Raw genomic sequence first — 15,949 nt, 5'->3', positions numbered from 1 at the left:
CTCGTCCCCTGCGGACGGGTCTGTCCGGCGTCGCTCCCGGTGTCGTCGTCCGTGTCTCTGTCGTTCTTCGACAGCCCCGGAGTCCGTGCCCCCATGAGGCAGGGAGGACCCGGGAAGTGTTCACCGGAATCGTCGAAGAGCTGGGCGAGATCACCGCCGTCGAGAACCTCGGCGACGCCTGTCGCTTCCGTCTGCGCGGCCCCGTCGTCACCGACGGCGCCAAGCACGGTGACTCCATCGCGGTCAACGGCGTCTGCCTCACGGTCGTGGACCACGAGGGCGACGAGTTCACCGCCGATGTGATGGCCGAGACCCTGAACCGCTCCAGCCTGGGCGCCCTCGACATCGGCTCCCGCGTCAACCTGGAGCGCCCCACCGCGGTCGGCGCGCGCCTCGGCGGGCACATCGTGCAGGGCCATGTCGACGGCACCGGCGAGGTGCTGGAGCGCAAGCCCTCCGACAACTGGGAGATCATCAAGATCTCGCTCCCCGCGGACCTCGCCCGGTATGTCGTCGAGAAGGGCTCCATCACCGTCGACGGCATCAGCCTCACCGTCGTCGACGCGGGCCCCGACTACTTCACCGTCAGCCTCATCCCCACCACCCTCGCCCTGACCACGCTCGGCATCAAGCAGCCCGGCGACCCGGTCAACCTGGAAGTCGACGTCGTCGCCAAGTACGTCGAGCGGCTCCTCGGAGCGACCAAGTGAACTGGCTCAACTCCGAGGCCTTCGTCCTGTTCGGCCAGCACATCATCTGGTCGGACATGGTCGGCAACACCCTGGGCCTCATCACCCTCGCCCTCGGCTTCCGCCGCTCCCTGTGGACCTGGCCGGTCCAGTTCCTCTCCGGCCTCGTCCTCTTCGGCGCCTTCTACGGCCATCTGACCGGCAGCGCCGGCAAGCAGGTCGTCGTCATGGCCGTCGCGCTGTACGGCTGGTGGCAGTGGAACCGCGGCACCGCCCGTGCCGAGGACGGCAAGGTCGCCGTCCGCTTCGCCACCTGGACCGAGCGCGGTGCGATGGCCGCAGCGGCCGCCGCCGGCACCGTCGCCGTGGCCCTGCTCTTCAAGGCGTACCCGAGCCTGTCCTGGGACCCTTGGCCGGACGCCTACATCTTCGTCGGCACGATCGTCGCCATGTACGCCCAGGCCCGCGGCATGGTCGAGTTCTGGTTCGCCTGGCTCCTCGTCGACCTGGTCGGCGTCCCGCTGAACTTCGCGAACGGCTACGCCTTCTCCGGCTTCGTCTACGTCATCTACGGCGCGCTCGTCCTGTGGGGCATGCGCGACTGGTGGCTGCGCTCCCGCAGGGACACGCGGCCCGTCCTGGAAGGAGCGCCCGCGTGAGCACCTCACCCGTTCTGTACAGCACCGACAACATCGAGGACTGGTCGCTCGACCCGGTCGAGCAGGCCATCGCCGACATCGCCGCCGGCCGCCCGGTCGTGGTCGTCGACGACGAGGACCGGGAGAACGAGGGCGACCTCGTCATCGCCGCCGAGAAGGCGACCCCCGAGATCGTCGCGTTCATGATGAGCGAGTGCCGCGGTCTGATCTGCGCCCCCATGGAGGGCGAGGAGCTGGACCGGCTGCGCATCCCGCAGATGGTCGAGAACAACACCGAGTCCATGAAAACCGCGTTCACAGTCACGGTGGACGCCTCGGGCGCTCACGGTGTGACCACCGGTATCTCGGCCTCGGACCGCTCGACCACGCTTCAGCTGCTGGCGAGCGGCGAGTCGGGGGCCGACGACTTCGTCCGCCCCGGCCATATCTTCCCGCTGCGCGCCAAGCCCGGCGGCGTCCTGGCCCGCAACGGCCACACCGAGGCCGCCGTCGACCTCGCCCGTCTCGCGGGCCTGCGCCCGGCCGGCGCCATCGTGGAGATCGCCGGCGAGGACGGCCGGATGCTCCGCCTCCCCGAGCTGATCCCGTTCGCCCGCAAGCACGGCCTGACGATCATCTCCATCGAGGACCTGATCGCCTACCGCCGCTCCGCCGAGCCCACCGTCCGCCGCGAGGCCGAGGTCCACCTGCCGACCTCCCACGGCACCTTCACGGCGTACGGCTACCGCTCCACCGTCGACGGCGTCGAGCACGTCGCCCTGGTGCACGGCGAGATCGGCGACGGCGAGGACGTCGTGGTCCGCGTCCACTCCGAGTGCCTCACCGGCGATGTCTTCGGCTCGCTGCGCTGCGACTGCGGCCCCCAGCTGGACGCCGCCCTGGACCGCATCCAGGAAGAAGGCCGAGGAGTGGTGGTCTACCTGCGCGGCCACGAGGGACGCGGCATCGGCCTGCTGTCCAAGCTGCGCGCCTACGAGCTCCAGGAGCGCGGCCGCGACACCCTGGACGCCAACCTGGAGCTCGGCCTGCCCGCCGACGCGCGGGACTACGCGGCCGGCGCCCAGATCCTCGAGGACCTCGGCGTGCGCAGCGTGCGCCTGATGACCAACAACCCCGACAAGACCGACGCGCTCGTGCGGCACGGCATCAAGGTCACCGACCGGGAGCCGATGCCCGTCACCGCGGGCGAGCACAACCTCCGGTACCTGCGCACCAAGCGGGACCGGATGGGACACGACCTGCCCTGGCTGGAGGCGGCCCCGGCCGTCTCCGCCTGCGCCAACCAGTAAGAGAGCAACGAGGAGAGACGTGAGCGGCAAGGGTGCACCGGAACTGTCCGTACAGGGCGTGGGCGATCTGCGGGTCGCCGTCATCGCGGCGCAGTGGCACGAGAAGGTGATGGACGGCCTGGTGGACGGCGCCCTGCGCGCCCTGCACGACCTCGGCATCGACGAGCCGACCCTGCTCAGGGTGCCGGGCACCTGGGAGCTCCCGGTCGTCGCCAAGGTCCTCGCGGGCCGCGGCTACGACGCCGTCGTCGCCCTCGGCGTCGTCATCCGGGGCGGCACCCCGCACTTCGAGTACGTGTGCCAGGGCGTCACCCAGGGCCTCACCCAGGTCTCGGTCGAGACCGGCGTCCCCGTCGGCTTCGGCGTGCTCACCTGCGACACCGAGGAGCAGGCCCTGGACCGGGCCGGTCTGACCGGCTCCAACGAGGACAAGGGCCACGAGGCGGTGACCGCGGCCGTGGCGACCGCGGCCACCCTGCGTTCAGTATCTGAACCCTGGCGCTGACGAACCGGGTATGTGGCATAGGCTGAGCGTCACCATGTCCAAGAAGACGTTCGAGGAGCTCTTCACCGAGCTCCAGCACAAGGCCGCCAACGGCGATCCCGCCACTTCCCGCACCGCGGAACTGGTCGAGAAGGGCGTTCACGCCATCGGCAAGAAGGTCGTCGAAGAGGCCGCCGAGGTCTGGATGGCCGCCGAGTACGAGGGCAAGGACGCGGCCGCCGAGGAGATCTCGCAGCTGCTGTACCACGTCCAGGTGATGATGGTCGCGCGCGGGATCTCCCTCGACGACGTCTACGCCCACCTCTGAAGCCGCCGTACCCACCCGCACATCTCACGCAAAGGAAGCCGACCTCATGCTGCGCATCGCCGTCCCCAACAAGGGTTCCCTGTCAGGCCCTGCGGCGGAGATGCTGCATGAGGCCGGCTACCAGCAGCGCCGCGAGTCCAAGGAGCTGCGGATCGTCGACCCGGAGAACGAGGTCGAGTTCTTCTACCTCCGCCCCCGCGACATCGCGATCTACGTCTCCTCCGGCCGCCTCGACATCGGCATCACCGGCCTCGATCTGCTGATCGACTCCGGCGCCAACGCCGAGGTGATCCTCCCGCTCGGCTTCGCCCGCTCCACCTTCCGCTTCGCCGCCAAGCCCGGCACCGCGGACGGCATCGAGGACCTCAAGGGCAAGACGATCGCCACCTCCTACGAGGGCATCGTCGAGGGACACCTCGCCGACAAGGGCATCGACGCCTCCGTCGTCCACCTCGACGGCGCCGTCGAGACGGCCATCGAGCTCGGTGTCGCCGAGGTCATCGCCGACGTCGTCGAGACCGGCACCTCGCTGCGCAACGCCGGTCTTGAGGTCTTCGGCGAGCCGATCATGAAGTCCGAGGCCGTTGTGATCCGCCGGACCGGCACCGACGGCGAGGACCCCAAGGTGCAGCAGTTCCTGCGCCGCCTCCAGGGCGTCCTGGTGGCCCGGACGTACGTGATGATGGACTACGACTGCCGGGTCGAGCAGTTGGAGAAGGCCGTCGCCCTCACGCCGGGCCTGGAGTCCCCGACCGTCTCCCCGCTGCACAACGAGGGCTGGGTCGCCGTCCGCGCGATGGTCCCGTCCAAGGAAGCCCAGCGGATCATGGACGACCTGTACGACATCGGCGCGCGGGCCATCCTGACGACGGCCATCCACGCCTGCCGTCTCTGAGAGCCCAGCGATGTCCGACCTCCCCGCACTTCCCGTCACCTTCCGGCCGGCCCGCACCCGGGCCGTCCTGCTCACCGCCGGTACCGCGATCTTCGTGGTGATCACCGCGGTGGCGCTGCTGCTGGAGAAGCTCGGCCCCGGCGAGCGCCTGAGCTTCGTCCTCACCGGGGCGCTCATGTTCGGCGTCCTGGCCCTGCTCGCCCGGGTCAAGGTGGTCGCCGACACGTCCGGCGTGACCGTCGTGAACATCGCCAGCACGCGTCGTCTCGACTGGGCCGAGATCATCCAGGTGAACCTGCGGCCCGGCGACCCCTGGGTCTTCCTCAACCTCAGCGACGGCACCAGCCTGCCCGCACTGGGCATCCAGCCGGGCATCGCCAAGCAGCGGGCCATCGCCGACGCCCGCGCCCTTCGGGCGCTCGTGGAAGCCAGCACCACGGGGGATCTGCCTTAGACGCCCCTGTCTTGATTAATCTGTTGGCGGAGGCGTTTTCGTGACGCCTCCGCCGCTGATGTTCCCCCTGGTCTTCAGAGGCCCCCTGCTACCCGAGGAGTGACTCCCTCCAGCGATGGACGGATCGTCCTGTAGTACCTGCGCCGCCCCCTCCCGACATATCGAGGCGGCGGCATGACCATCCCCCTGCTGCTCCTTGGCGCGGCATTCCTGCTGATCCTCGCCAACGGCTTCTTCGTGGCCGCCGAGTTCGGCCTGGTCACGGTCGAACGCCCGGAGGCCGAGAAGGCCGCCGCCGAGGGCGACCGCCGCGCCCGTACGGTCGTCGAGTCGCTGAAGGAACTCTCCTTCCAGCTCTCCGGCACCCAGCTCGGCATCACCATCACCTCCCTCGTCGTCGGCATGCTCGCCGAACCGGCGCTCGCGGCGCTGCTTCACGGCCCGATCACCGCGCTCGGCATCCCCGAGGGCGCGGTCTCCGGGGTCGCCGTAGCCGTCGGCATGCTGATGGCGTCGGCCGTGCAGATGGTGATCGGCGAACTCGTGCCCAAGAACTGGGCGGTGTCCCGCCCCTTGCAGGTCGCGCGGTTCGTCGCGGGCCCGCAGCACCTGTTCGCGCGGGTCTTCCGGCCGGTGATCGCCGGTCTGAACTCCGTCGCCAACCGTCTCGTCCGCGCGCTCGGCATCGAGCCCACCGAGGAGCTGGCCAGCGCCCGCACCCCCGGCGAACTCGTCTCCCTGGCCCGCCACTCCGCCCGGGCCGGCACGCTTGAACAGGACACCGCGGACCTCTTCGTCCGGACCCTGTCCCTCGGCGAGCTGACCGCGCAGCATGTGATGACCCCGCGCGTGAAGGTCAGCGCGCTCCAGTCGTCGGCGACCGCCGAGGACGTGGTCAACCTGACCCGCGCCACCGGCCTGTCCCGCTTCCCCGTCTACCGGGAGCGGATCGACGAGGTCGTCGGCATGGTTCACCTCAAGGACGCCCTCGCCGTCCCCGCGGCCGACCGGCTGCGCACCCCCGTCGGCCGGATCGCCCGCCCCGCCCTACTGGTCCCCGAGACCCTGCCGGTACGGCCCCTGCTCACCCGGCTGCGCAGCGAACAGCCCATCGCCGTCGTCGTCGACGAGTACGGCGGTACGGCCGGTGTGGTCACCCTGGAGGACATCGTCGAGGAGCTCGTCGGCGAGGTCCGCGACGAGCACGACGACGTGCTCAACGAACCCCCCGAACTCGCCGCCGCCCCCGCGGAGGACGGCAGGCCCGCCTGGGACGCCGACGGCAGCTGCCGCGTCGACATCCTCCAGCGGATAGGACTCGACGTGCCCGAGGGCCCGTACGAGACCGTCGCGGGCCTGGTCGCCGACCTGCTCGGCCGGATCCCGGTCCCCGGGGACAAGGCCGAACTGCCCGGCTGGCGTCTCTCGGTGCGCCAGGTCGGCCACTACCGCGCAGAACGGGTCCGCCTCGTGCGCACCGCCCCCGTGGTGGAGGCCGCCCGATGAGCGTGCTCCAACTCCTGTTCGCCGCCCTGCTGGTGCTCGCCAACGGCTTCTTCGTCGGCGCCGAGTTCGCCCTGGTCTCCGTCCGCCGCAGCCAGATCGAGCCGCTCGGCACGGCCCGGGCACGGCAGGTGCTGTACGGCCTGGAACACCTGCCGCAGATGATGGCGGCGGCCCAGTTCGGCATCACCGTCTGCTCGCTGACCCTCGGCGCGGTCGCCGAGCCGACGGTCGCGCACATCCTGGAACCGCTCTTCGAGTGGGTCCACCTCCCGCACGCGATGATCCACCCGCTGGGCTATGTCATCGCGCTCGCGACCGTCGTCTTCTTCCACCTCGTCATCGGCGAGATGGTCCCGAAGAACCTGGCGATGGCCGCGCCCGAGAAGGCCGCGCTGTGGCTCAGCCCCGGCCTGGTCGCCTTCGCCCGCCTGTGCCGGCCCCTCACCGTCGCCCTCGGCGCCTGTGCGCAGGGCATCCTGCGGCTCTTCCGGGTCGAGCCCAAGGACGAGGTCGAGGCGGTCTTCACCAGCGTGCAGCTGGGCCGTCTCGTCGAGGACGCGGGACAGGCGGGCCTGCTCGACCCCGAGGAGCAGGAGCGTCTGGAGGACGCCCTGGAGCTGGGCTCCCGCCCGGTGACGGATGTGCTCCTCGGCCGCGAGTCCCTGGTGACGGTCCCGCCCTCGGTCACCCCGGGCCAGATCGTCGAGCTGACCGCCCGCACCGGCTACTCCCGCTTCCCGGTGGTGGCGGACACGGGCGCCTTCATGGGCTACCTGCACGTGAAGGACGTACTGGACCTGGAGGACTCGGAGCGTGCGGTCCCCCAGCAGGTCTGGCGCCCCATGACGACCCTCCGCCCCGAACTCCCCCTGGACGACGCCCTGACGGTGATGCGCCGAGCGGCCACGCATCTGGCACAGGTCGCGGACGCGTCGGGCAAGGTGCTGGGGCTGGTGGCGCTGGAGGACGTACTGGAGCTGCTGGTGGGGGAGGTCACGGACCCGGCGCACCGGGAGCTGCCCAGGCAGGCGTTGGCTTCATAGCTCGGGACGGGGGGCCGCGGGCGGCCTGCTCGGGTCACAACCCCGGCGGATCCTGCGGCCCCCGCCCCGACAACACTTCCCCATACGCCTGCATAAGATCCGGCAACCGCAGTGTCGACAAGTCGTCCCGAGTCAAAGCCCCCGGATACGTCGTCAACCGCAAATCCCGATACGCGCAGCTCTTCTCGTACAGCGTCCGCAGGAACCGCCCGTTCCCCAGCTCGTCGATCCACCCCTGATCCACCACATGCCCGGCGATGGAGCGCAGCTCGTCCAGCGCCTCCTCGTCCCACACGTCACCGTTCTCCGCGGCGAGCACCTCACCGATGGAGGTGAGTTCGAGGGGCCGGTAGGAGGGGAAGTCCACGCGGGTGGTGAAGCGGGAGGACAGCCCGGGGTTGGCGGCCAGCAGGCGGTCCATGCCCTCGGGGTAGCCGGCGAGGATCACGACCAGGTGGTCCCGGTTGTCCTCCGCCCGCTTCAACAGCACCTGCAGCGCCTCGTCGCCGTACGCATCGCCCTTGCCGTACCCGGAGTTGGACAGCGAATACGCCTCGTCGACGAACAGCACCCCACCCAGCGCGGAGTCGATCAGCTCGTTCGCCTTCACGGCCGTCTGCCCGAGGTACTCGCCCACGAGATCGGCCCGCTGCGCCTCCACCAGATGGTCACCACCGAGCAGCCCCAGGGCATAGAACACCCTGCCCAGAATGCGCGCGACCGTGGTCTTGCCGGTGCCGGAGGGGCCGGAGAAGACGAAGTGCCGTTTGGGCGGCTGGACCGGCAGTCCCTGCCCCGCCCGCAGCCGGGCCATGTTCAACTGCGCGGACAGCGCCTTGACCTGGCGCTTGACCGGCTCCAGGCCCACCATGCGCTCGAGTTCGGCGAGCGCCTCCTCGAGTAATGCGGGGTCCGTGGGCCCGGCAGGCAGCGGCTGGCCGGAAAGGCTCGCCCGCTCGCGGACACCCGGGTCGGGCACCGGGGGAAGCGGCCCGGACGGCGGCAGATCGGGGCCGGAGAGCTTCAGCTCACGCCCCTCGCCGAAGATGGGGTCGAGTGAGTCGGGCCCGTCGACGGAGTCCTGGCCGAGACCGGTGAGCGTGATCGGCGCGAGATCGCCGGTCTCCTCGTACCCGTCGCCCTCGGCGATGGCGGCGAGCCGGGCCGAGGTGTCCATGAAGGCGGGGTCGACGCGGTGCACGGCCCGGTAGAGGGGGAGCGCGGCGGCCGACCGGCCGGTGCCCTCATGGGCCCGCGCCAGCCAGTACCGCAGCTCCTTGCGCTGCGGCTGTTCGCTGCGGCAGCGCATCAGGGCCGCCGAGAGCAGCGGTTCGGCCTGGCCGTACATCTCGAGCCGGACCCGGGCCATGCCGCCGAAGAGTCCGGCCTCGATCCCGAGCATGGGGTCGTCGAGCAGCGGGTCGGTGTGCCGGACGAGCTGTTCCCAGTCCTTGACCAGATAGGCCCGGCAGGCGTGCAGGAAGCGGACCTGGGCGTCGGCGTCCACCGGCGGCAGACCGGCGAGCGCCCGGTCCAGCTCCGGCACATGCCGGCCGTCCAGCCAGTGCGAGGCGTGCGCGAGCAGCAGATCGCGCGGGCTCTCCAGCACCGGCTGCACCCACCAGCCCAGCCAGTACCAGGAGTTGAGAGTACGGCGGTGCCGGGCGCGCTGTTCCCCGAAGCGGTCCCGGTGCCGGAACATCCGCAGCAGCGCGGTTGTCGTGTCCACGCGCAGCGCGTGCAGGCCGAGCCAGCCGTCGGCCATGCCGGGATCGATCCGCACCGCGGTGCGGAACTCCTCCTCCGCCTGCGGATAAGCGCCCATGGTGTAGGCGTCCACGCCTCGCAACCAGGCGAGGTCGGCCGGGGCCTCGGGGCCCTGCATGCCGAAGTCCATCACGTCCCCCACAAACCGTGCCCCCGTCGGTTGGCCACCGAGCCGTCGCCCGTCGGCCTTTGGAGTAGAACCGCCGTACTGCGGACCGGAGTTGCAACGGTGCGCGGAGCAGCAGTCCCAGGTCGCACCGAGGGCATCGTACCTGCGGTGGTGTCGCCCGCCCCAGGGTGCCGCACCGGCCGTTTGGCGAGGTGGGAGCAGTGGGGGCGCACAGCCTTCGGTAACCGAGGGTGAGCGAATCACGGCTCGTTGCGGCCGGAAAACGGGGTGAGGGCAGAACGAAGCCCCCGATCACGGGGGAACAACCGGGGGCTTCGCGTCTGGCGGGCGGTCTGCGTCGACCGCACATTGAGAACGTAAGACCTGTACGGCCCTTGGGTCAAGCCGAGTTGGGGCAGTCCGACAAGTTCCCGCCGACCCCTCTTCACAACTTCACCACATTGCGGATGGTCCCTCACTCAGCGTGATGAGCTGGTCCATTTCTACGGTCCCGGCAGGCCCGGGACGCAACTCGTACCCCTTCGCGCACTGCCGTACCAATACGTCGGCGAAGGGGCGCGAGGGGTCCACGGCGAAATGCTTCTGTTCCGCCCCGACCCAGCCGTCCCAGAACTCCCGTTGCTCCGCGCCGTCCCGCGAGCGGCCGCGCGCCCAGGACTCCGCCTGCGGAAGATCCATCCACAGCAGGAAGGCCAGATACGGCCGCAGCGCGCGCCGCCCGGCGCCGACCCCCTCGACGAGGACGACCGGGGCGGGCGGCAGGGCGACGGGCTCCCGGAAGCGGCAGGCGCGCCAGTCGTAGGGGGCGTAATGAGCCGTCTCCCCGTGGGAGAGGGGCTCGATCACCTGGGTTCGCAGCCGGTCCGTCCAGTCGAACAGCTCGTCATGGCTGGCGATGTCGTCGAGCCGCAGCACCGGAGCCCCGCCCAGCACCCGCGCCAACCGCTCGGCGAACGTGGACTTCCCGGACCCGGCGTGCCCGTCGATACCGATCAGTCGGACGGGACCGCAGGACGCGGGGAGACGGTTGAGCCGTGCGGCGAGGTCGTGGATGGCGGTTCCCGGGGTGGAGTCGTGCGTGCACCGGAAGTCTAGTGATGCGGCACCTCGGGTGATGCCAGTGGTCGAGGCCAATATTCCTGGCGCGGCATGCTCCGAAGTGCTGGCAGCAGGCGTCGGCTGCGTCCATAGTTGGCGCACACATACGCACTGGACCTGCCCCGACTCGGACCACTGGGGGTCTTCCGCCCATGAGCAGATCCGAACAGCCGTCCCGCAGAACCGTTCTGACCGCCGCGGTCGCCGCAGCCGTGGCCGGCGGCGCAGGAGCGGTCCCGGCCGCAGCCGCCGGCACCCCCGGAGCGGCCGACGCCGCGCAGGCCGCGGCCCGCCAGATCGACAACCGGGCCTGGACGACGTACACCGACTGGCGCTCCGGCACCGCGAAGGGCACCCGCGCCGTCGCGGGCGCCCGTCCCGGCGTGGTGATCGGCGCCCCCATCGGCCTCGCCGACTACACCGACCCGCACACCGGCACCACCGCCACCTGGGAGTACGCCACCTGGACCTCGCCCGTCCACCGGCTTGCCGTGCCCTCGACCGAGGCCATCGCCTCCTGGAACGCGCACACCCCGGCCGGCACCTGGCTCCAGGTCGAGCTGAAGGGCACCTACTCCGACGGCACCGACACTCCCTGGTACGTCATGGGCCGCTGGGCCGCCGGTGACCAGGACATCAAGCGGACCTCCGTCGACGACCAGACCGACGACAAGTCCACGATCTGGACCGACACCTTCGCCATCGACGACCCGGCAACGGGCCTGCGTCTGACCTCGTACCGGCTGCGCCTCACCCTCTACCGCAAGCCGGGGACGAAGAAGACCCCTACCGTGTGGCGGCTGGGCGCGATGGGTTCCGACGTCCCGGACCGCTTCACCGTCCCGGCCTCCACACCCGGTCTCGCCCAGGAGCTGGCGGTCCCGCGCTACTCGCAGGACATCCACGTCGGCCAGTACCCCGAGTACGACAACGGCGGCGAGGCCTGGTGCAGCCCCACCTCCTCGCAGATGATCATCGAGTACTGGGGCGGCCGGCTCACCGAGGAGCAGCTCGCCTGGGTCGACCCGAGCTTCGCCGACCCGCAGGTGTGCCACGCGGCCCGGTTCACCTACGACCACCAGTACGCGGGCTGCGGCAACTGGCCCTTCAACGCGGCCTACGCGGCCACTTTCAAGGACCTCCAGGGCGTGGTCACCCGGCTCGGCTCGCTGACCGACCTGGAGACGCTGATCGCGGCGGGGATCCCGGCCATAACGTCCCAGTCGTTCCTGAAGGAGGAGCTGACCGGCGCGGGATACGGCACCTCCGGGCATCTGATGACCGTGATCGGTTTCACCGCGGAGGGCGATGTGGTCGCCAACGACCCGGCCTCGCCCAGCAACGCGGCGGTGCGGCGGGTCTACCGCAGGCGGGAGTTCGAGAACATCTGGCTGAGGACCAAGCGGTACAACGCCAGCGGCAAGGTCGTCTCGGGCACCGGAGGCGTCTGCTACCTGTACTTCCCGGCCCGTCCGTCGGTGCGCCAGCACATGGCGCTCGCGGCGGTGGGCGTGCGCTGAGACGTCGCATGACGACGGCCCCCGGACACTGCCGGGGGCCGTCCGCTGTGACCAAGGTCTCGGCCGCAAAAGCCCTGGTCGGTGGCAAGGTGGACGGATGAGTACGAATGCTGCCACCCTCACCCGAGTGCGCACCGGCGGTCCGAAGGAAGACGGCCCGAAGGTCCTCGAACACGTCATGGGCTGGACCCTCGTCGTGGTCGTCGCGATGCTCGTGACCCAGCTCGGTCTGATCTGACCTGACACATATTCGAACCTGACATACTGCGGATGTCCCGACGCCCGCCTGAGACCAGGGTCGAAATTGAATAGTCAGCAGCGCGTTGCCGTCGTCCGTCCCCGGGCGCGCGGCACCGAGCGATCGGCGGCCCGCCGCGCCGAACTCATCGCCATCGGGCGGAGATTGTTCGCCGACACGTCCTATGACGCGCTGTCGATGGACGACATCGCGCGGCAGGCGCATGTGGCCAAGGGACTGATCTACTACTACTTCCAGTCCAAGCGCGGCTATTACCTGGCGATCATCAACGACTCCGTCGCCGATCTGGTCACCTACGCGGCGAGCGGGGTCGAACTGCCCCCGGTGGAGCGGGTCCACCGCACGATCGACAGCTATCTGCGCTACGCCGAGCACAACCAGGCCGCCTACCGCACGATCGTCAGCGGCGGCGTCGGCTTCGACGCCGAGGTGCACGCCATCCGGGACGGGGTGCGCGAGGCGATCGTCGCGACCATCGCCGAGGGCGCGTACGGCCGTACCGACATCGCCCCGCTGGCCCGGATGGGCCTGCTGGCCTGGGTGTGCAGCGTCGAGGGCGCCGCCCTGGACTGGACGGACCATCCCGAACTCTCCCGCGACACCATGCGCGAACTGCTGGTGAAGACCCTGGGCGGCGCCCTGCGCGCGATCGAGGAGCTGGACCCCGCCTACCCGGCCCCCGAGCCCGCCCGCCGCGAGGCATGACGAAGGGGCGGAGTCTCGTGGTCTCCGCCCCCAAGTCCCCCGTATCAGGGGTTAGTTGATCGCCTTGATGAGCTCACCGCCCGCGGTGTCCCCGCTGAGCTCCCAGAAGAAGGTGCCCGCCAGGCCCTGCTGGTTCTTGTAGGTCATCTTCGTGGCGATGGTCGCCGGGGTGTCGTAACTCCACCAGTTGGAGCCGCACTTGGCGTAGGCGGTGCCGCCCACCTTGCCGGTCGCCGGGCACTTGGTCTTCAGGACCTTGTAGTCCTCGATGCCCTGCTCGTACGTCCCCGCCGCCGGGCCGGTCGCGGTGCCGCCGGGCGCCGACTGGGTCACTCCGGTCCAGCCGCGGCCGTAGAAGCCGATGCCGAGCAGGAGCTTGGAGGCCGGGATGCCGAGGCCCTTGAGCTTGGCGATGGTTGCCGAGCTGTACATGTTGGCTTTCGGGATGCCCGAGTAGGAGTTCAGCGGCGAGTGCGGAGCCGTCGGGCCCGTCGCGTCCCAGGCGCCGAAGTAGTCGTAGGTCATGGGGTTGTACCAGTTGACGTACTGTGCCGCGCCCGCGTAGTCCGCCGCGTCGATCTTGCCGCCCGCGGTGGCGTCGGCGGTGATCGCCGCGGTCACCAGGTTGCCGGTGCCGAACTTGGCGCGCAGGGCCTGCATCAGGTTCTTGAAGGCCGCACGTCCGCTGGTGTCACAGGTCGCGCCGCAGGCGTTCGGGTACTCCCAGTCGATGTCGATGCCGTCGAAGACATCCGCCCACTTGGAGTTCTCGACCAGGTTGTAGCAGGACTGGGCGAACGCGGCCGGGTTCTGGGCCGCCTGGCCGAAGCCGCCGGACCAGGTCCAGCCGCCGAAGGACCACAGCACCTTGAGGTTCGGGTGCTTCTTCTTCAGCTCGCGCAGCTGGTTGAAGGTGCCGCGCAGCGGCTGGTCCCAGGTGTCGGCCACACCGTCGACCGACTCGGCCGCGGTGTAGGTCCGCTCGGTGGCCGCGTAGTTGTCGCCCGCCACGCACTTGCCGCCGGTGACATTGCCGAAGGCGTAGTTGATGTGCGTGAGCTTGGCCGCGGAACCGGAGGTCTCGATGTTCTTGACGTAGTACTTGCGGTCGTAGGTGCCCCATTCGGTGAAGTAGCCGATCACCTTGGAGCCGGCGGCCGCCTCGGCCGCGGGAGCGCTCGATTTCGCGGTGGCCGAAGCGGTGGCCGATCCCGCCCCGGCGAGCAGCCCGGCGCCGAGAACTGCCGCGCAGGCGGCGGAGATCAGCGCCCGGAATCGGGTGCGGTGCGGAATGTGCATATCGGGTGTCTCCTCGTGGGGGAGAGGGGAACGCGTGCCGATTGGCATGAACGCGGTAAAGCGTTGCCCGCACATTAGGAGGACTAGACCAGTCGGGTCAATGGTTCGGACCAATTTCGCGCGGCTTGAGTTTTCTTGGAGTAAGCGGTCGTTAACTGGTGACTCGGTGCCTCCGATCGGGCATACTCACAGCGCAGAGCCGCTGGTCAGCAGCTTCCGTGACCCGGAGGCGCGAGCCGCCGGCCCGCACCCAGTGAGACCCGGCGGAGCCGCCCCACCCAAGGCGCACGTCCGCCGATGCGCCCGACAAGGGAGGAGAGCGTCGCCATGCCCGACCGCGCCCCGCAGCCGGTGGACCGGCAACTGCCCACGGACGAGGCCCGGGATCTGATCTCGCTCGTCCGCGATATCGCCCAGCGCGAGATCGCCCCGAAGGCGGCCGAGGAGGAGGACGCCGGACGCTTCCCGCGCGAGGTCTTCTCCCTGCTGTCGGAATCGGGCCTCCTCGGACTGCCCTACGACGCCGAGTACGGCGGCGGCGAGCAGCCGTACGAGGTCTACCTCCAGGTCCTCGAAGAGCTCGCCATGGCCCGGCTCACCGTCGGCCTCGGCGTCAGCGTGCACACCCTGTCCTCCTACGCCCTTGCCGCCTACGGCACCAAGGAGCAGCAGGTCGGGCATCTGCCCGCGATGCTCGGCGGGGGACTGCTGGGCGCCTACTGTCTGTCCGAGCCGTCGTCCGGATCGGATGCCGCGTCCCTGCGCACCAAGGCGGTGCGGGACGGCGACGACTGGGTGATCACCGGTACCAAGGCCTGGATCACCCACGGCGGCATCGCCGACTTCTACACGGTCATGGCCCGCACCGGCGAGGAGGGCCCGCGTGGGATCACCGCCTTCCTGGTGCCCGGCGACGCCGAGGGGCTGAGCGGGGCCGCGCCCGAGAAGAAGATGGGCATGAAGGGCTCACCGACCGCACAGGTCCACTTCGACGGGGTGCGGGTGCCGGACGAGCGGCGGCTCGGTGAGGAGGGGCAGGGCTTCGCCATCGCCCTGTCCGCGCTGGACTCCGGGCGGCTCGGCATCGCGGCCTGCGCGATCGGCGTTGCTCAGGCGGCCCTGGACGAGGCCGTGGCCTACGCCTCGGGGCGGCGCCAGTTCGGGCGGCCGATCTCCGACTTCCAGGGCCTGCGCTTCATGCTCGCCGACATGGCGACCCAGATCGAGGCGGGCCGCGCGCTGTACCTGGCGGCGGCACGACTGCGGGACGCGGGGCGGCCGTTCGCCAAGCAGGCGGCCATGGCCAAGCTGCACTGCACCGACACCGCGATGAAGGTGACCACCGACGCCGTGCAGATCCTCGGCGGGTACGGCTACACCGCCGACTTCCCGGCCGAGCGCTACATGCGCGAGGCCAAGGTGCTGCAGATCGTCGAGGGCACCAACCAGATCCAGCGCATGGTCATCGCCCGTCACCTCGCGGGTCCCGAGGGGCGCTGAACTCACCCGGCCGCACCGTCGGCGCCGCCAGCCGGACCCACTCCGGGTCGTGGCGGCCCGGCAGGGTGCGGCCCCGGTCCGCCCACGTGCGCAGCAGATCCTGGTAGATGGGCGGATCCTGGAGCTGTGGGGGCGCCAGCGGAACCGATTCTGTGGGAGGCGGCACGAAGACGCGTCGTTGACGCCCGGTCGTCGAATATGTGGGGGTCATACCAGGGCAACGCGGCGGCGACCGGGCAGGTCACCTCCTGACGGAATCGGGCGTGAGTTCGCGGACGGTCCCCGCATCTGGCCACCTGCACCCATCTGACGTACCGTCAGCTC

The 15,949-nt window shown here is 70.2% G+C and carries 17 protein-coding genes; 13 read left to right on the top strand and 4 right to left on the bottom strand.

Annotation, left to right across the window (positions count from 1 at the left end):
• Window positions 1-116: 116 nt before the first annotated feature.
• The 9 genes from OHT76_RS07640 (at window position 117) to OHT76_RS07600 (ending at window position 7,347) form a co-directional block, all read left to right on the top strand.
• Window positions 117-710 (top strand): riboflavin synthase, encoded by a 594-nt coding sequence (locus OHT76_RS07640; RefSeq protein ID WP_328869984.1) that lies wholly within the window; start codon window positions 117-119, stop codon window positions 708-710.
• Window positions 707-1,348: a nicotinamide mononucleotide transporter family protein gene (locus OHT76_RS07635; protein WP_328869983.1), complete on the top strand. Its 642-nt coding sequence runs from the start codon at window positions 707-709 to the stop codon at window positions 1,346-1,348. The genes OHT76_RS07640 and OHT76_RS07635 overlap by 4 nt, the downstream gene beginning before the upstream one ends.
• On the top strand, window positions 1,345-2,637 hold the full coding sequence (locus OHT76_RS07630) for a bifunctional 3,4-dihydroxy-2-butanone-4-phosphate synthase/GTP cyclohydrolase II (RefSeq protein WP_328869982.1): 1,293 nt from the start codon (window positions 1,345-1,347) through the stop codon (window positions 2,635-2,637). Before OHT76_RS07635 ends, OHT76_RS07630 begins: the two co-directional genes overlap by 4 nt.
• Before the next feature lie 19 nt (window positions 2,638-2,656).
• Entirely contained in the window at window positions 2,657-3,142 is a 486-nt protein-coding gene (gene ribH, locus OHT76_RS07625; RefSeq protein WP_328869981.1) for a 6,7-dimethyl-8-ribityllumazine synthase, read from the top strand.
• Between the two features lie 34 nt (window positions 3,143-3,176).
• The gene (locus OHT76_RS07620) at window positions 3,177-3,449 is read left to right on the top strand and encodes a phosphoribosyl-ATP diphosphatase (RefSeq protein ID WP_186285040.1); all 273 of its coding nucleotides are present in this window, start codon (window positions 3,177-3,179) and stop codon (window positions 3,447-3,449) included.
• 46 nt (window positions 3,450-3,495) lie between these two features.
• Window positions 3,496-4,344 (top strand): ATP phosphoribosyltransferase, encoded by an 849-nt coding sequence (hisG, locus tag OHT76_RS07615; RefSeq protein ID WP_328869980.1) that lies wholly within the window; start codon window positions 3,496-3,498, stop codon window positions 4,342-4,344.
• A gap of 10 nt (window positions 4,345-4,354) precedes the next feature.
• Entirely contained in the window at window positions 4,355-4,798 is a 444-nt protein-coding gene (locus OHT76_RS07610; protein ID WP_328869979.1) for a PH domain-containing protein, read from the top strand.
• A 174-nt stretch (window positions 4,799-4,972) separates the two neighbouring features.
• Window positions 4,973-6,304: a hemolysin family protein gene (locus OHT76_RS07605; RefSeq protein WP_328869978.1), complete on the top strand. Its 1,332-nt coding sequence runs from the start codon at window positions 4,973-4,975 to the stop codon at window positions 6,302-6,304.
• Window positions 6,301-7,347, top strand: coding sequence for a hemolysin family protein (locus OHT76_RS07600; RefSeq protein WP_328869977.1), 1,047 nt, complete (start codon window positions 6,301-6,303; stop codon window positions 7,345-7,347). The genes OHT76_RS07605 and OHT76_RS07600 overlap by 4 nt, the downstream gene beginning before the upstream one ends.
• A gap of 34 nt (window positions 7,348-7,381) precedes the next feature.
• Here OHT76_RS07600 and OHT76_RS07595 read toward each other — a convergent pair whose 3' ends face one another.
• Both OHT76_RS07595 and OHT76_RS07590 read right to left on the bottom strand, forming a co-directional pair.
• The gene (locus OHT76_RS07595) at window positions 7,382-9,244 is read right to left on the bottom strand and encodes an AAA family ATPase (RefSeq protein WP_328869976.1); all 1,863 of its coding nucleotides are present in this window, start codon (window positions 9,242-9,244) and stop codon (window positions 7,382-7,384) included.
• 432 nt (window positions 9,245-9,676) lie between these two features.
• Window positions 9,677-10,297 carry a uridine kinase family protein gene (locus OHT76_RS07590; protein WP_328876478.1) on the bottom strand — a complete coding sequence of 207 codons (621 nt, stop codon included), beginning with the start codon at window positions 10,295-10,297 and terminating at the stop codon, window positions 9,677-9,679.
• Window positions 10,298-10,494: 197 nt separating this feature from the next.
• On the opposite strand from OHT76_RS07590, the gene OHT76_RS07585 reads away from it, so the two are divergent.
• From OHT76_RS07585 to OHT76_RS07575, 3 genes are all read left to right on the top strand, one after another.
• The gene (locus OHT76_RS07585; protein ID WP_328869975.1) at window positions 10,495-11,862 is read left to right on the top strand and encodes a peptidase C39 family protein; all 1,368 of its coding nucleotides are present in this window, start codon (window positions 10,495-10,497) and stop codon (window positions 11,860-11,862) included.
• A 97-nt stretch (window positions 11,863-11,959) separates the two neighbouring features.
• Window positions 11,960-12,100 (top strand): SCO1431 family membrane protein, encoded by a 141-nt coding sequence (locus tag OHT76_RS07580; protein WP_328869974.1) that lies wholly within the window; start codon window positions 11,960-11,962, stop codon window positions 12,098-12,100.
• A gap of 66 nt (window positions 12,101-12,166) precedes the next feature.
• On the top strand, window positions 12,167-12,826 hold the full coding sequence (locus tag OHT76_RS07575; RefSeq protein WP_328869973.1) for a TetR/AcrR family transcriptional regulator: 660 nt from the start codon (window positions 12,167-12,169) through the stop codon (window positions 12,824-12,826).
• 51 nt (window positions 12,827-12,877) lie between these two features.
• Here OHT76_RS07575 and OHT76_RS07570 read toward each other — a convergent pair whose 3' ends face one another.
• Window positions 12,878-14,125 (bottom strand): glycoside hydrolase family 18 protein, encoded by a 1,248-nt coding sequence (locus tag OHT76_RS07570; protein ID WP_328869972.1) that lies wholly within the window; start codon window positions 14,123-14,125, stop codon window positions 12,878-12,880.
• Between the two features lie 327 nt (window positions 14,126-14,452).
• On the opposite strand from OHT76_RS07570, the gene OHT76_RS07565 reads away from it, so the two are divergent.
• The gene (locus OHT76_RS07565; protein WP_328869971.1) at window positions 14,453-15,625 is read left to right on the top strand and encodes an acyl-CoA dehydrogenase family protein; all 1,173 of its coding nucleotides are present in this window, start codon (window positions 14,453-14,455) and stop codon (window positions 15,623-15,625) included.
• Here the strand turns inward: OHT76_RS07565 and OHT76_RS07560 are convergent.
• On the bottom strand, window positions 15,588-15,836 hold the full coding sequence (locus tag OHT76_RS07560) for a hypothetical protein (RefSeq protein WP_328869970.1): 249 nt from the start codon (window positions 15,834-15,836) through the stop codon (window positions 15,588-15,590). The genes OHT76_RS07565 and OHT76_RS07560 overlap by 38 nt on opposite strands.
• Window positions 15,837-15,949 lie beyond the last annotated feature (113 nt).

The organism is Streptomyces sp. NBC_00287 (assembly GCF_036173105.1).
Lineage (GTDB): Bacteria > Actinomycetota > Actinomycetes > Streptomycetales > Streptomycetaceae > Streptomyces.
The sequence above is the reverse complement of the archived record's forward strand: the minus strand, read 5'-3'. Positions and strand labels throughout refer to the sequence as shown.

What these genes read in the sequence shown, in the direction of transcription:
- OHT76_RS07620 (WP_186285040.1), top strand. Translation starts at nt 3,177, where the DNA reads ATGTCCAAGAAGACGTTCGAGGAGCTCTTCACCGAGCTCCAGCACAAG.
- hisG (WP_328869980.1), top strand. Translation starts at nt 3,496, where the DNA reads ATGCTGCGCATCGCCGTCCCCAACAAGGGTTCCCTGTCAGGCCCTGCG.
- OHT76_RS07610 (WP_328869979.1), top strand. Translation starts at nt 4,355, where the DNA reads ATGTCCGACCTCCCCGCACTTCCCGTCACCTTCCGGCCGGCCCGCACC.
- OHT76_RS07605 (WP_328869978.1), top strand. Translation starts at nt 4,973, where the DNA reads ATGACCATCCCCCTGCTGCTCCTTGGCGCGGCATTCCTGCTGATCCTC.
- OHT76_RS07600 (WP_328869977.1), top strand. Translation starts at nt 6,301, where the DNA reads ATGAGCGTGCTCCAACTCCTGTTCGCCGCCCTGCTGGTGCTCGCCAAC.
- OHT76_RS07595 (WP_328869976.1), bottom strand. Translation starts at nt 9,244, where the DNA reads ATGGACTTCGGCATGCAGGGCCCCGAGGCCCCGGCCGACCTCGCCTGG.
- OHT76_RS07585 (WP_328869975.1), top strand. Translation starts at nt 10,495, where the DNA reads ATGAGCAGATCCGAACAGCCGTCCCGCAGAACCGTTCTGACCGCCGCG.
- OHT76_RS07580 (WP_328869974.1), top strand. Translation starts at nt 11,960, where the DNA reads ATGAGTACGAATGCTGCCACCCTCACCCGAGTGCGCACCGGCGGTCCG.
- OHT76_RS07570 (WP_328869972.1), bottom strand. Translation starts at nt 14,125, where the DNA reads ATGCACATTCCGCACCGCACCCGATTCCGGGCGCTGATCTCCGCCGCC.
- OHT76_RS07565 (WP_328869971.1), top strand. Translation starts at nt 14,453, where the DNA reads ATGCCCGACCGCGCCCCGCAGCCGGTGGACCGGCAACTGCCCACGGAC.
- OHT76_RS07560 (WP_328869970.1), bottom strand. Translation starts at nt 15,836, where the DNA reads ATGACCCCCACATATTCGACGACCGGGCGTCAACGACGCGTCTTCGTG.